Below are 14,432 nucleotides of genomic sequence, written 5' to 3' on the forward strand. Positions count from 1 at the left end.
AGTTGCGGAAAAGTTGCCCGCATTTACGAGCAGTACAGTGACTATGGGGCTATAGTTGCATGAAACTGTCCGAAGTGTTGGATATTGGCGGAAAACTTATATTGGAGTAGGGCATATCGTGTTGTTAGCGATATGCCCCTGGCCGCCTGATGGAAATGCTATCGGGTTGTGGAATTAATGTCTGTGAGGCTTGTGAGCACACGGCTTACGGGGAGGGCACTTTCTTTTGTGAGGGTGGCACTTGTGTGAGTGCGGCCGGCAGTTGTCGCCATCGGATGAGCCGCCTGAATAATAGATATTATCAATTTCAATATCGCTGATATCGCCATCGACACCGAGTAGTTCGAACAATTGAATAACATTTGACATGTCCACCTGATTGCTGAAATTAGAGATAGGAATTGATTTCTGGTGCCATTCCCCATCGCGTGCAAAATCGTATGGATCAGAAGCGCGGGCGAATTCAATCCACTGCTGGCCGATATCATTGACACTGCCGCTCTTCATGCCGATTTTGAAGGTGGTCTCAGAGTTGGTTTTCAGGGCGAAGTTAAGTGTAGCGGTATCATTATCGAAAGCTGACAGGTCATAATAGTTGTCGGCTGTAAATGCCATGCCGAACCAGCCTGCACCGGAGAAGTAGTAAGACAGGGATTCCTCACCTTCAAATGGGGTTTGCGCAGCATCCAGCAGGGTGTTGCCCCACACATACAGATTGCCATCGGCGCCCAGATCAAAAGTGGAATCGGATTCTGTGGTTTCGGTATAGAGAGAGAAGACTCCGGTCGGGGCTGTTTTTTCAACACTCTCGCTAAAGTGGATGTCGTCAATGGCCAGTACAAAGTTTTCAGTGGCAGCATCACCGCGAATCATAAAGGCTTGGTTGATGGTATTGAAGTCTACTGCAAATTTACTCAAGGGAATGCTGACCTGATGCCATTCGCCATCCCGCTTCAAGCCGTAGGTTTCATCGCCGCCAACCAGATCTACCCAGGAATCGCCACCGCTGGTGCTGGCAATGCCGATACCGACTGTTTGGTTACTGGTGGTTTTCATTTTGAAGTTCAAATGACCATTCTGATAGTTCATCAGGTTCAGGTCGTAGTGCATCCAGAAGCCCATGCCAAACCATTCACCGGCAGTAATATCTAAATCTAGAGCTTCGTCACCTTCGGCAGCGTCAGCACTGACCGTGGCTGTCATACTGTTTTGGTTCCAGATATACAGTTCGGTGTCGGTGCCGAGTACAAGGGACTCAGAGAGATTGCTGCCTTCAGAAAATATACCGATATCGCCGTTCTTTGCGGTATCTGTAGCCAGAGAAATTTCAGTGCTGTAGTTACTATCGTCATTGTCATAGATGCGAACGTAGTCCACATACATTTTTGCCGGCATGGGCGCGGTGATTTCGCTGTTGGTGTAAATTTCGGGAAAAATACCACCTACTGCCAGGTTGAGAATCAGGAAGTGATGTTGGCGGAATTCATCAAACGCTGGGTCCTCGCTGCCAATACTGATGATTTCATTCGCTTCGTCATCTACCCACATTGCGATGCTGTCGGGCGTCCAGGTCATACCGAAAATATGGTAGCCCTCGGTGAGGTCGGTGCTGGAACCAAAGTCGTCAACCAGGTTTTTTGACTGGCCGTAATCTGCTTGGCCGGTGTAGTCCTCGGATTCGTGCCACCAGTGGAAGGCTCCAGAAATCTGTGAATTTACGGTGTCGGCATCCAATGCCTCGGCCATACCTGCTTCAAGGATATCCAGCTCTCCGCATGCGGGCCAGCCGGCCTGGCCGTAGTCGCCGCCCAATTGCCAGAAAGCGGGCCATAAACCGGCATCCAGATCGGGTAGTTTAATACGAGCTTCAATGGTGCCGTATTTGTAAGTCATGCGGCCCAGGGATTTCAGACGTGCAGAGGTAAAACTGCCATCATCATTTTGCAGAGCCTGGATAATCAGGTTGCCATCTTCAAGGTAGGCATTTTCGGTGTTGGCGGTATAGGTTTGCAGTTCGTTATTGCCCCATCCCGAGTTACCAACATCGTAGGTCCACACGGAGCTATCGATGTTGTTGCCATTGAATTCGTCTTCCCAGACCAGGGTTTTGGAGTTGGCTAGCGAGGACGCACAGGCACCTACAATAGCAACGGCAATCGCTGATTTTTTTAGATTCATGGTCTTTCTTTCTTTAATTATCTGTTGAAATTGCCAACGTCATTATATTTTTTATAGACGGCTTTTTATTGCCAAATTGGGTAATGGTCGCTGGGCTGTGGAATATATCGATTTTTTTATTTTGATAATCAATTGTTTGTTACAACGGTACCAGCCTAACAAAAAGCCTGCCGTTGCAGAGTGGGATACGGGGCCCTTTATCGTAGGAGCGGTCCTATTGGTCGCATATGGTGAAATATTGGTTTTTCTGGGGCGACTACCGCAAGCGGTAGTCGCCCGACATAAGAGTTTTGGTGTGATCGTTTTCTGGAGATTATTACCCACTGAATCATTATTTTGGAATTATTTGTCGAGTCAGGGTTTTTTTTAAAGTTTAAATTCTAATTTTGGTGAGGCTTGGCGGTGAAAAATATATGTACTTTGCTGTTGAGTTCGATCAATTGATTATCCGACGGCCTGACTTCACTCGCGCAGGGGCTTGCCGACAAGTTGGCTTTTGGATTTTCGTGCCTCAGTCGAATGCTATTAACAAAAAACAGCAAAGGCTTCTGACTATCGGGGCCGTGCCCCAGTGGCTATATGGCTGACAATTTTTGTACGGGTAGGTCGTTGTTCCTTTTCCGTGAGAAGACGGGCCGTATAAAATAGACGGTAACTGTTATCACAAGTCGATAGCGGCTTGCTGAATGAGGCGCCTTTATCCCCGCTGCGGGAATAAAGGCAGGGGATGGAATTGAACAGGAAAAAGAGAGTGGACCAGGGCAATATTACTCAGCTCGCACAGAAATTGGGTAGCGAGCTGGAAAAGAGAGGCTGGTGTGCAACTTCGGCGGAGTCCTGCACCGGTGGCGCTATTGCTGCGGCTATCACCTCGGTCGCAGGGGCCTCCAGCTGGTTTGATGGGGCCGTTGTCAGTTATGCCAACCGCATCAAAAGTGCAGTCCTGAGTGTGGACAGCAATGACCTCGACCAATTCGGTGCGGTGAGCGAGCCCGTGGTACGGCAAATGGCCTGTGGTGTTCTGGCAATGATGGATGCCAACCTTGCGGTGGCAGTCAGTGGAATTGCTGGACCAGATGGCGGTACCCCGGATAAGCCGGTGGGGACTGTCTGGATTGCCTGGGCTCATGCTGAGGGGCAGGAACCGGTACAGATTGATGCGAAGTGTTTTTTGTTAAGCGGCGATAGGGCCGAGGTGCAAATCCAGACGGTGATTGAGGCTTTGAAGGGCATGTTGGCCATTGTCGATGAACACCTGCTATAAACCTGTCTGCAGGGTCAGCGCCTTCCTTGCGGACTCTGTTATAAGCCTCGTTTTCAATAGCCGTTATCCCTGTCCGGGATTGGTACTCAGTCGTTGGATTTACTGGTTGCCTATACAGTAATCCTTCGTTAAGCTTGCCTCCACTCAATACAGCTCAGAAATACGGGAATGGTCATGGATTCCAATAAAGACAAGGCATTAAAGGCGGCGTTATCGCAGATTGAGCGTCAGTTCGGCAAGGGAACTGTGATGCGTATGGGAGATAAGGAGCGCGTGCGTATCCCGGCGATCTCCACCGGCTCTCTCGGCTTGGATGTCGCGCTGGGAATAGGCGGCCTGCCGCGCGGCCGTATTGTAGAGATCTACGGACCGGAGTCCTCCGGTAAGACTACTCTCACTCTGCAGGTAATTGCAGAAGCTCAGCGCAAGGGAGGCACCTGTGCTTTCGTAGATGCGGAGCACGCTCTCGACCCTATTTATGCCGAGAAGCTCGGCGTTAACGTTGATGACCTGATCGTCTCTCAGCCGGACACGGGCGAACAGGCACTGGAGGTGGCAGATATGCTGGTGCGCTCCGGTGCTGTCGACGTACTGGTAGTGGATTCTGTTGCGGCCCTGACTCCGCGCGCTGAGATCGAAGGCGAAATGGGCGATTCCCATGTGGGCCTGCAGGCCCGCCTGATGTCCCAGGCTCTGCGTAAGCTCACTGGCAATATCAAGAACACCAATACACTGGCGGTCTTTATCAACCAGATCCGTATGAAGATTGGTGTGATGTTTGGCAGCCCGGAAACCACCACCGGTGGTAACGCACTCAAGTTCTACTCTTCCGTACGCTTGGATATCCGTCGCATCGGCGCTGTTAAAGACGGTGATGAAGTAGTGGGCAATGAAACCCGTGTGAAAGTAGTTAAGAACAAAGTGGCTCCGCCATTTAAGCAGGCCGAATTCCAGATCGTGTACGGTGAAGGTATCAACGTGATCGGTGAAGTTGTCGAATATGGTGTGAAGTTGGGGTTGGTTGACAAGGCCGGTGCCTGGTATAGCTACAAGGGCGATAAAATCGGCCAGGGTAAGGCCAATGCAGCCAAGTTCCTGCGTGAAAACCCCGACATCCGCAATGAGATTGAAGGCCAGCTGCGTGACTTGTTACTGGGTGATTTAGAGCCGGTGAGCCCAGAGGAAACTGTGGAATTGCCGGAAGGGTAGATGGCGCACCAAAAAGCGGAGGTTTCCGCTGATCCAGCTCGAGCGCTTTTCGGCGCGGCGCTTGAGCTGCTGACTCGCCGCGAGTATTCCCGCCTTGAACTGAGGCAGAAGCTTGCGGCCAAATTCCCCAGCGCCGACTTCGATACGCTCTTTGCGCGCCTGCAGGAACTCAATTACCAATCGGACCAACGCTTTGCCGAAATGTTTGCTCGTTCGCGGGTGCAGCGCGGCCAGGGGCCCATCCGTATCCGTCAGGAGTTACAGCAGCGCGGTGTGAGCCGTGAGTTGATTGCTGGCGCCCTGGATCAGTTAAAGGCGGACTGGTTTACCTTGGCTGCAGAGCGGTTACACAGAAAATATCGAGCCCCAATTGGCGATAAGCTACCCCGTGATCAGCGGATGAAGGAGCGGGCGCGGCGTCAGCGTTACTTGGCATACCGGGGCTTCCCCGCTGATGCGATTGGCTGGGCGCTGGACGGCGATTAAGCGGGCTTATACTCTCTTTACTGGATGGATGAACGGTTGATAGGTTCTACCGCTCTGACCAGCTCGTTATTGAGAATAAAAAGATAAGCGCGAGAACTCTATGATCCTGTCTATTGATCAGGGCACAACCGGTACCACAGCCGTTGTCTTCGATAGTAGTGGCCATTTGCTGGGCCGCAGTTATTCTGAAATCCCCAACTATTACCCTCAGCCTGGCTGGGTAGAGCAGGATGCGGAGGAGATCTGGTCGGTCACACTTCGGGTCTGTGCCGCGGCATTGCAGCGCGCCGGTATCCGCGTATCGGATATTACAGCGGTGGGCATTACCAATCAGCGCGAGACCACCATTCTTTGGGATAGGTACACCGGCGAGCCGGTCTTCCCGGCGATTGTTTGGCAGTGCCGGCGCTCGGCAGAAGTGTGCCGGGAACTGGCGGAACTGGGCAGGTCTGATTGGTTGCGGGAGCGCAGTGGCCTGCTGCTGGATGCCTACTTCTCGGCCAGTAAATTGGCCTGGCTGTTCCGGCACAACCCCGATCTGTTAACCCGGGCCCGCAATGGAGATCTGTGTTTTGGTACCGTAGATAGTTGGCTGATATGGAAAATGAGTGGTGGTAAGGCGCACCTCACCGATCACACCAATGCCAGCCGCACACTGCTTTACAACCTTAACGATCGAGCTTGGGATAAGGAGCTGCTGACACTTTTCCAGTGTCCCGAATCAATCCTCCCGCAAATCCTGCCGTCTGCAGGTTATTTTACCGACACCGATCCTCACGCGTTTCTCGGCACCGCAGTACCTATTTGTGGCGTTGCTGGAGATCAGCAAGCAGCACTTTTTGGGCAAGGCTGTACCGAGCCGGGCAGTATTAAGAATACCTATGGAACCGGTTGTTTTATGCTCGCTTTTGCGGGGGAGGAGCGCCCGGAACTTCCGCAGGGGCTATTGGCGACGGCGGCCTGTGATGCCCAGGGTAATCCGGCATATGCGGTGGAGGGCTCGGTTTTCACAGCGGGCTCCGCGATACAGTGGTTGCGCGATGAGATGGGTATGATCCAGCGAGCGGTGGATACCGAAATTATTGCGCAAAGTATCCCGCATACCCGGGGTGTTTACCTGGTGCCGGCATTCAATGGCTTGGGCGCGCCCCATTGGGACTCCTCGGCGCGCGGCACTATTTGCGGTTTGAGTCGCGGTGCAGGGCGGGCCGAAATAGTACGCGCTACGCTGGAGTCGATTGCCTACCAGAGCGATGAACTGGCCCGCCTGATGGAGCAGGCTTTGGGCTTGCCGATCACTCATATGCGGGTGGATGGTGGTGCCTGTGCGAACAATTTCCTGATGCAGTTTCAGGCGGATATTTCATCTTTACGGATTGAGCGCCCAGGGCAGATAGAGTCTACCGCCATCGGTGCAGCACTATTGGCGGGCATCGGTAGCGGGGTCTGGCAACCTCAGGGCTTGCCGGAATGTCTACAGCAAATTGAACGGGACTTCATGCCGGCAATGCCCATTGCAGAGCGCCAGCAGTTACTGACCGGTTGGCGGAGGGCGGTGAAAGCCTGCAGGACTTTTTAGGTTTTTGGTGGAATAGCGTACGGAGGCGTTGAAATGTCACAGATCAACAGATTGCAAGAAACGGTTGCCGCCTTGCTTGACGGTCATAGAGGGATTCTCGCTGCGGATGAGAGTAACGGGACTATCGCCAAGCGCTTTGCGTCGATAGGGGTGGAGCCCACCGAGGAAAATCGGCGCAACTACCGGACGGCGCTGCTGTCCTGCAAGGGGCTGGGTGAATGTATCAGCGGCGTCATTTTATTTGAGGAGACCTTGGGGCAAAAGGATGCCAGTGGCCAGTTTCTACCCGAGGTCGCTGCCGCTCAAGGGATATTGCCTGGGATTAAGGTGGATAAGGGCAAAGGGCCTTTGCCCGGGGCCGATGGCGATATGATCACTTATGGGTTGGATGGTTTGGCGGAGCGCTTGCGGAGTTATCAAGAGCAGGGTGCCCGCTTTGCCAAATGGCGCGAGGTATATCCGATCGGGCACCACAATCCCACTCGTCTGGGGCTCACGGCCAATGCTGAAGTGCTCGCTCGCTATGCGGCCGTTTGTCAAGCCGAAGGCGTTGTGCCTATTGTGGAGCCTGAAGTCTTGATGGACGGCGGCCACGATATTGAGCGCAGCGCTGCGGTAAACGAGCGGGTTTGGCACTCAGTATTCCACGCACTCCACCAGCATGGCGTCATACTTGAGTTGATGTTGCTTAAGCCCAGCATGGTGATACCGGGTTCGGAGGCGGAGGCTGCAGGTCCTGAGCAGGTGGCTGAATATACACTGCGTAGTTTGCGGCGAACGGTACCTGCGGCGGTACCCTCTATTAATTTCCTATCTGGGGGGCAGGGGCCTGAGGAAGCTACTGCCAACCTCAATGCAATGAACCAACAGGGGGGTGGCCCTTGGCAGCTCGGGTTTTCCTATGGCCGTGCACTACAGGAGTCGGCACTCTCTGCTTGGCAGGGGCGTGCAGAGAATGTGGTGGCGGCGCAGGAAGCGCTATTGAAACGGTCGCGAATGAATCATCTGGCAATGCTGGGGAAATACCGCGAAACCCTGGAGTAGTCATTAGATGGCTTTTCGACGCCTCTCAGAGGGGGTGCGGATCACGCGTGTTTAAGTTTGATTTGAGATCGGATCCTAAACACAACTAAAAAGGGCAGGGAAGGCCTTCTTCAGCTGTCTATTACTACAGTAATAATTATAAAGCGGAGTAGCAATGGAATTTGTCACACGGGGGGTGACCCTGCACTACCGGCGCTGGTGGGTCGAAGGTGCTTCGGCAATCGTGGTGGTCTCTCATGGATTGGGGGAACATAGTGGCCGTTACAGCGACTTGGCCGCAGATCTCAATCGCGCTGGATATAGTGTTTATGCGCTGGACCACTATGGGCATGGCTTATCGGGGGGTAAGCGCGGCCATATTGAGGACTTTGCTTTTTATAGCCAGGATCTGCACGAGTTTGTTGCGCTGGTGAACAGTGGGAATCCTGACATCGGTGTACATTTGCTGGGACATAGTATGGGGGCGGTTATCGCTTGTGGCTGTGCTATTCGTTTTGCTGCGATTGATAGCTTGGTATTGTCAGCCCCTGGGTTTCGCGGGAAACATGAACCCAGTGGGCTTCTGCTGTGGTTGGCACTGCAAGCGGCCCGCTGGTTTCCGCGTTTGGTTTTATCCAGCCAAATCAAAGATCAATGGGTATCCCGAAACCCTGAAATAGTCGCAGCCTTTTCCAATGATAAACTGGTCCATCACGGTATTTCTTTAAGGTGGTTTGAGACCTTTATACGTGAGCGCGAGTTCCTTTTCGGTCGCCTCGGTAGCCTGCTAATGCCCTGCTTGATGCTGTTGCCCGAAACGGATCACTTGGTGGATGAGTCAATTAGCCGGGCCTGGTTTTTGAAAATTGCTTCAAAAGATAAGCAGTTGCACTGTTTCCCAAGGTCATACCACGAAGTATTTAATGAGGTGGAAGAGGGGCGGATAGCGCGCGAGTTATTACTCAGCCACCTCAGCTCGGTGCCCGTTGAGCGCGGCGCTGTCGCGCAAGGGTAAAAAGTGCAGGGTCTGAAAATAGCGCAGCAGAAGCTATCGTGAATACCGTGAAAAAGCGTATAAAGCATTGTATGATATGCGGTCATTTTTGCCCCTCGGAAGTATTGCCAGGGGAAATAAGTGGGGTGGAACATGGATAAGAAGTTGCTGAGCCTATTAGTGTGTCCGGTGAGCAAAGCACCGCTTGAGTATCGGGAAGACGCACAGGAGTTGGTCTGTAAGGCTAGCGGTCTGGCCTATCCGGTACGGGATGGTATACCGGTGATGCTGGAGTCCGAAGCGCGGCAGCTAACAGCTGAGGAAAAGCTGGAAAAGTAAACCTATGGGTGAACCCAGCGTTTTCAGTCAAATTATCTCGGGAGATATCCCTGCTGAGATAACCTACGAGGACGACCAGTGTGTCGTTATTGAGGATCGTGCGCCACAAGCGCCGACCCATCTCCTCATTATTCCACGCAAACCCCTGACCAATTTGTCCGACGCTCAAAGCGAAGACAAATCCCTGCTCGGCCATTTGATATGGGTCGCAGCAGAGCTTGGGCGCAAGCTGGGGCTGGACGGCTATCGACTGGTGATTAATAACGGTCGAAGTGCAGGGCAGACCGTATTTCATCTGCATGTCCACTTACTAGCTCAAAAAAAGATGCCCGAGCAAGGGTTAATGTAGTAGTGGAACAGGCGTGACGTCGTATCACTGGCGTCAATCAAATCAAACTCAACTAACGAAGTGGAATTACGCCGGATGAAAAGCGCACAGATTCGCGACGCCTTTCTGAATTATTTTGCTGGGCAGGACCATACAGTAGTGCCTTCGAGCTCTCTGGTTCCAGGCAATGACCCAACCCTGCTGTTCACCAATGCCGGCATGGTGCAGTTTAAGGAAACTTTCCTCGGCCAGGAAAAACGCTCATACAACCGAGCGACCAGCTCGCAGCGTTGTGTTCGTGCTGGAGGCAAGCATAACGATCTGGAGAATGTCGGTTATACCGCGCGCCACCACACGTTTTTTGAAATGTTGGGCAACTTCAGTTTTGGTGACTATTTCAAGCGTGAGGCGATTCGCTTTGCCTGGGAGTTTCTGACCAAGACCTTGAATCTTCCAGAAGAACGCCTTTGGGTAACGGTGCACGTAAGCGACGATGAGGCTGCCGATATTTGGCTGAAGGAAATGGGGGTGAGCGCTGAGCGATTCTCCCGCCTTGATGAGGACAACTTCTGGCAAATGGGCGATACCGGTCCCTGCGGCCCCAGCTCTGAAATTTTCTACGACCATGGTGCCGATGTGCCCGGTGGTCCTCCCGGCTCCGAAAATGATGATCTCGATCGCTATATCGAAATCTGGAACCTGGTATTTATGCAGTATGAGCGCACAGCGGATGGTGAGCTGCATTCACTCCCCAAACCCTCGGTGGATACCGGTATGGGACTGGAACGCATCGCCGCTGTGATGCAGGGCGTGCATTCCAACTACGAGATTGACCTGTTCCAGGCGTTGCTCAAAGCGACGGCTGAAGTTGTCGGCTGTAGTAATCTGGAAGAAAAATCCCTGCGGGTTATCGCCGACCATATTCGCTCCTGCTCATTCCTGATTGCCGATGGGGTTATGCCCTCCAATGAAGGGCGTGGATTTGTACTGCGCCGTATTGTTCGTCGTGCAGTTCGTCACGGGCACAAGTTGGGGCATCAAGAGGTCTTCTTCTACAAGCTGGTGGAAGCGCTGGCCGAGCAGATGGGAGACGCCTATCCCGAACTGCGTGAGAAGCAGCAGGTTATTGAGCAGGCGTTGCGCAAAGAGGAAGAGCAGTTTGCCAAAACTCTGGACAAGGGTATGGCCCTGCTGGAAGAGGCCCTGGATTCCCTCGAAGGCAGTGAAATTCCCGGTGAGTTGGTGTTTACACTGCACGACACTTACGGTTTTCCTACCGATCTGACCCAGGATATTGCCCGCGAGCGCGATTTGTCTCTGGATATGGCGGGTTATGAAGCGGCGATGGAGGCACAGCGGCAGAGAGCCCGTGCGGCTGGCAAGTTTAAGCAGGACTACACCGATATCCTTGAGCTGGATGGCGCTACTGAATTTCTTGGCTATAGCACCACAGAAGCGGAAGGCAAAGTGGTGGCTATTGTCAAAAACGGCGAGCAGGTTGAGCGCTTAGAGAAAGGTGAAGATGGCGCTATTGTGATGGACTGTACGCCATTTTATGCAGAGTCCGGCGGTCAGGTGGGCGATAGCGGTTATCTGAGTACTGGCGGCGGCGCCCGTTTCGAAGTTCGCGATTGTACCAAGCAAGGCGCGCACTACATGCATAGCGGAAAGCTGCTGCAGGGAAGACTAGCGGTTGGAGAAGCACTGGCAGCGGGGGTATCTGCTGATGTGCGTCAATCTACGGCTCTGAATCATTCGGCAACTCATTTATTGCATGCCGCTTTGCGCAAAGTATTGGGTGAGCACGTCACTCAGAAAGGCTCTCTGGTGGATTCCGAGCGCTTGCGTTTTGACTTCTCTCACCCGGAAGCGGTTACTGCCAAGCAGCTGCACGCGATTGAGTCTCTGGTGAATAGCCAGATCCGAGCCAACTCTCCAGTTGAAACTCATGAAACGGATATCGATTCCGCCAAGTCTATGGGGGCAATGGCGCTGTTTGATGAAAAATACGGCGACACAGTGCGTGTTCTATCAATGGGTAAAACCGATGGCGGCGCTTTTTCCGTTGAGCTCTGCGGTGGTATCCATGTTAAGCGCACAGGCGATATTGGCCTGATACGCATTGTGGGCGAAAGCGGTATCGCTTCCGGCCAGCGCCGAATCGAAGCGGTCACCGGCGCCCATGCGCTATCCCTGTTCGACCAGGCCCAACAGCGCCTGGAGCATGTTTCCGCCCTGCTTAAGGCTCGGCCGGAATTACTGGCCGATAAAGTAGAGCAACTGCTACTTAATAACCGCAAGCTGGAGAAAGAGATCGCCCAACTTAAAGCCAAACTCGCCAGTGGCGCTGGTGGCGACCTATCAGCCCGGGCGGTTGAAATAGCCGGCTTTAAATTACTTGCGATCTCTATTGAAGATGCCGATGCCAAGTCGCTGAGGGATCTGGCCGATCAAATGAAAAACAAGCTGGGCAGTGGCGTTGTTTTGTTGGCCGCTCCGGGAGATGAAAAGGTCGCCCTGGTTGCAGCGGTAACCAAGGACTTGACCGATCGACTTTCCGCAGGTGATTTGATGCGGTTTGCTGCCGGTAAATTGGGCGGCAAAGGCGGTGGCCGCAGCGATATGGCTCAAGGGGGGGGGGCGGATGTATCGGCGCTAGCTGCTATGTTGCAGGAAGTGCCAGCCTGGGTTGAACAGTCTCTGAGCCAGTGAGTTTTGGCCAACTTAACAGCCCGTATTGGCTGTTAAGTTGATTTCACTGAAATTTGGTGATTAAGTGCGCGCCTGCACGAGTTAGGGCTGGGGGTGCGCTTGTTGTGGAGCAAGGGAAACACAATAAGTATGAGTTTGTTCGTGCAGAAATACGGCGGTACTTCAGTTGGCTCTATTGAGCGTATTGAAGCTGTTGCCGATAAGGTCGCCGCGTTTCGCGCTCAGGGTCATGGCATGGTCGTTGTGTTGTCGGCTATGAGTGGTGAAACCAATCGCTTGATTGATCTTGCCTATCAGATTCAAGAAAAACCCGACCCCAGAGAGTTGGATGTACTGGTTTCAACAGGAGAGCAGGTCACTATCGCCCTCTTGAGCATGGCGCTGAAGAAGCGCGGCTACGATGCCTGCTCCTACACCGGCGGCCAGGTCAAAATTCTTACGGATAATGCCCACACCAAAGCTCGTATTCAGAGCATTGATGTGGAGCGAATGCGTGTGGACCTGGACGATGGCAAAGTCATTGTAGTGGCGGGGTTTCAGGGTGTTGATGATGATGGAAATATCACAACCTTGGGGCGCGGCGGCTCTGACACGACAGGCGTTGCCCTGGCGGCGGCGCTTGATGCCACAGAGTGCCAGATTTATACGGATGTAGATGGGGTTTATACCACGGATCCGCGGGTGGTCGACAGCGCTCGAAGGCTCGATCGCATCACTTTTGAGGAAATGCTGGAGATGGCCAGTCTTGGCTCTAAAGTCCTGCAGATCCGTGCTGTCGAGTTCGCCGGTAAATACAAGGTCCCCCTGCGCGTTCTCTCAACTTTTGAAGAGGGCAATGGAACTCTGATTAGTCTGGATGAGGAAGATAACGATATGGAACAGCCTGTCGTATCCGGTATTGCGTTTAATCGTGACGAAGCAAAATTGACAATTCGCGGAGTGCCAGATACTCCTGGGGTTGCTTGCCGAATTTTAGCGCCAGTTGGCGGCGATAACATAGAAGTGGATGTAATTGTCCAAAATATCAGCGCAGTTGATGGGACGACTGACTTTACTTTCACGGTGCACCGCAACGATTTGAGCAAAGCTCGCGAAGTCTTGGAGCGCGCCTCTGCGGAACTTGGTGCCCGTGAAGTGATCACAGACGACAAGATTGCGAAGGTTTCTATTGTGGGCGTAGGTATGCGCTCACACGCAAATGTAGCCAGTCGCATGTTTAACGCTCTGGGTGAGGACAACATCAATATTCAGATGATCACCACCTCGGAGATCAAAATCTCGGTGATTATTGATGAGCGCTACTTAGAGCTTGCTGTACGGGCTCTTCACAGTGAGTTTGAGCTCTCAGAAAAAGAGAGATAACAAGATATTTTAGCCGGCCAACTGGCGGATAAAGCACCTTATTACCATTCAGTTGCTCGACGCAGCTTGCAACCTGTTGAGATTTTGTTCGACTGGTCAATACTGAATAGTGTGATGGGTAGTTTTTGACCTTTTATGCACCGCCATCCGGTTATGATGACCAAGTAAGAGCAGTTCCAGGGGAACGCCGGCTGCTCTTTATCACAGGATGATCAAGGAGAAGTAGGTAATGTTGATTTTAACCCGCCGAATTGGCGAAACGCTGATGGTTGGCGACAATGTTACGGTTACCGTGCTGGGGGTGAAGGGTAATCAGGTGCGTATTGGTGTCAATGCGCCGAAGGAGGTCGCCGTACACCGCGAAGAAATTTATCAGCGTATCCAGCGTGAAAAGCAATCCTCTGAGGAGGGTGGCAGCGAGTAGTGAAACTGTTCCCTAAAAAAGGCCGGGTCTCCGGCCTTTTTTAATTTGCACTGTAGATATTTTCACCGCCGAGGCTGGCGGAAAAGTCTTTTTTTTGAACGTGTTGCCCAATTCCTGTTCGAGAAGAGAAGAAAGTGCAAAAAGTTATTGATTCACCATTGATTTTTACCGAGCCGTTGGTATTATGCCGCCCACTTTGAACGAGCAAGTAAATAACTTGATCGGCGGAGAAGTCCTCTGAGGTTAAGGGGTGAGTCAGAATTTCTGGCGAGAGATTGCACGGTGAGATGGCCGAGTGGCTGAAGGCGCGCCCCTGCTAAGGGCGTATGGGTTAACACTCATCGAGGGTTCGAATCCCTCTCTCACCGCCATTTAAAGGCTTTCAGGATTGAGGGCCGAAGCACTTCAAAAAGTTTTCAGAAGTGCTTGCAAAAAGAAGTGTCGACGTTATAATGCGCGCCACTCAAAGCAAGGAAGGGAACGACCTTGCAGGGATTCGGAGCAGGCCTTGAGCCTCACGGGTCGCCGGAAAAA

The 14,432-nt window shown here is 52.6% G+C and carries 12 protein-coding genes and 1 tRNA gene; 12 read left to right on the forward strand and 1 reads right to left on the reverse strand.

What is annotated here, in order from left to right:
• Positions 1-174 precede the first annotated feature (174 nt).
• Positions 175-2,178 (reverse strand): glycoside hydrolase family 16 protein, encoded by a 2,004-nt coding sequence (locus MO867_RS17125; protein WP_252471389.1) that lies wholly within the window; start codon positions 2,176-2,178, stop codon positions 175-177.
• 733 nt (positions 2,179-2,911) lie between these two features.
• On the opposite strand from MO867_RS17125, the gene MO867_RS17130 reads away from it, so the two are divergent.
• The 12 genes from MO867_RS17130 to MO867_RS17185 all read left to right on the forward strand — a co-directional run bounded on the left by MO867_RS17130 (position 2,912) and on the right by MO867_RS17185 (position 14,269).
• Positions 2,912-3,442 carry a CinA family protein gene (locus MO867_RS17130; RefSeq protein WP_252471391.1) on the forward strand — a complete coding sequence of 177 codons (531 nt, stop codon included), beginning with the start codon at positions 2,912-2,914 and terminating at the stop codon, positions 3,440-3,442.
• A 174-nt stretch (positions 3,443-3,616) separates the two neighbouring features.
• Complete coding sequence (gene recA, locus MO867_RS17135; protein ID WP_252471393.1) at positions 3,617-4,651, forward strand: recombinase RecA; 1,035 nt, start codon at positions 3,617-3,619, stop codon at positions 4,649-4,651.
• Entirely contained in the window at positions 4,652-5,137 is a 486-nt protein-coding gene (locus MO867_RS17140) for a regulatory protein RecX (RefSeq protein ID WP_252471395.1), read from the forward strand.
• A 100-nt stretch (positions 5,138-5,237) separates the two neighbouring features.
• Positions 5,238-6,716 (forward strand): glycerol kinase GlpK, encoded by a 1,479-nt coding sequence (gene glpK / locus MO867_RS17145; protein ID WP_252471397.1) that lies wholly within the window; start codon positions 5,238-5,240, stop codon positions 6,714-6,716.
• Positions 6,717-6,749: 33 nt separating this feature from the next.
• The gene (locus MO867_RS17150; protein ID WP_252471399.1) at positions 6,750-7,760 is read left to right on the forward strand and encodes a class I fructose-bisphosphate aldolase; all 1,011 of its coding nucleotides are present in this window, start codon (positions 6,750-6,752) and stop codon (positions 7,758-7,760) included.
• Positions 7,761-7,914: 154 nt separating this feature from the next.
• The gene (locus MO867_RS17155) at positions 7,915-8,754 is read left to right on the forward strand and encodes an alpha/beta hydrolase (protein WP_252471401.1); all 840 of its coding nucleotides are present in this window, start codon (positions 7,915-7,917) and stop codon (positions 8,752-8,754) included.
• Positions 8,755-8,886: 132 nt separating this feature from the next.
• On the forward strand, positions 8,887-9,072 hold the full coding sequence (locus MO867_RS17160; protein ID WP_252471403.1) for a Trm112 family protein: 186 nt from the start codon (positions 8,887-8,889) through the stop codon (positions 9,070-9,072).
• 4 nt (positions 9,073-9,076) lie between these two features.
• Entirely contained in the window at positions 9,077-9,421 is a 345-nt protein-coding gene (locus MO867_RS17165) for a histidine triad nucleotide-binding protein (protein WP_252471405.1), read from the forward strand.
• A gap of 75 nt (positions 9,422-9,496) precedes the next feature.
• Complete coding sequence (alaS, locus tag MO867_RS17170) at positions 9,497-12,112, forward strand: alanine--tRNA ligase (protein WP_252471407.1); 2,616 nt, start codon at positions 9,497-9,499, stop codon at positions 12,110-12,112.
• 129 nt (positions 12,113-12,241) lie between these two features.
• On the forward strand, positions 12,242-13,474 hold the full coding sequence (locus MO867_RS17175) for an aspartate kinase (protein WP_252471410.1): 1,233 nt from the start codon (positions 12,242-12,244) through the stop codon (positions 13,472-13,474).
• 229 nt (positions 13,475-13,703) lie between these two features.
• Positions 13,704-13,898 (forward strand): carbon storage regulator CsrA, encoded by a 195-nt coding sequence (gene csrA / locus MO867_RS17180; protein WP_252471412.1) that lies wholly within the window; start codon positions 13,704-13,706, stop codon positions 13,896-13,898.
• Between the two features lie 281 nt (positions 13,899-14,179).
• Positions 14,180-14,269: transfer RNA gene (locus MO867_RS17185), tRNA-Ser, on the forward strand.
• Positions 14,270-14,432 lie beyond the last annotated feature (163 nt).

The organism is Microbulbifer okhotskensis (assembly GCF_023895975.1).
GTDB lineage: Bacteria > Pseudomonadota > Gammaproteobacteria > Pseudomonadales > Cellvibrionaceae > Microbulbifer > Microbulbifer okhotskensis.

What these genes read in the sequence shown, in the direction of transcription:
- recA (WP_252471393.1), top strand. Translation starts at nt 3,617, where the DNA reads ATGGATTCCAATAAAGACAAGGCATTAAAGGCGGCGTTATCGCAGATT.
- MO867_RS17150 (WP_252471399.1), top strand. Translation starts at nt 6,750, where the DNA reads ATGTCACAGATCAACAGATTGCAAGAAACGGTTGCCGCCTTGCTTGAC.
- alaS (WP_252471407.1), top strand. Translation starts at nt 9,497, where the DNA reads ATGAAAAGCGCACAGATTCGCGACGCCTTTCTGAATTATTTTGCTGGG.
- MO867_RS17160 (WP_252471403.1), top strand. Translation starts at nt 8,887, where the DNA reads ATGGATAAGAAGTTGCTGAGCCTATTAGTGTGTCCGGTGAGCAAAGCA.
- MO867_RS17175 (WP_252471410.1), top strand. Translation starts at nt 12,242, where the DNA reads ATGAGTTTGTTCGTGCAGAAATACGGCGGTACTTCAGTTGGCTCTATT.
- MO867_RS17140 (WP_252471395.1), top strand. Translation starts at nt 4,652, where the DNA reads ATGGCGCACCAAAAAGCGGAGGTTTCCGCTGATCCAGCTCGAGCGCTT.
- MO867_RS17125 (WP_252471389.1), bottom strand. Translation starts at nt 2,178, where the DNA reads ATGAATCTAAAAAAATCAGCGATTGCCGTTGCTATTGTAGGTGCCTGT.
- MO867_RS17155 (WP_252471401.1), top strand. Translation starts at nt 7,915, where the DNA reads ATGGAATTTGTCACACGGGGGGTGACCCTGCACTACCGGCGCTGGTGG.
- csrA (WP_252471412.1), top strand. Translation starts at nt 13,704, where the DNA reads ATGTTGATTTTAACCCGCCGAATTGGCGAAACGCTGATGGTTGGCGAC.
- glpK (WP_252471397.1), top strand. Translation starts at nt 5,238, where the DNA reads ATGATCCTGTCTATTGATCAGGGCACAACCGGTACCACAGCCGTTGTC.
- MO867_RS17165 (WP_252471405.1), top strand. Translation starts at nt 9,077, where the DNA reads ATGGGTGAACCCAGCGTTTTCAGTCAAATTATCTCGGGAGATATCCCT.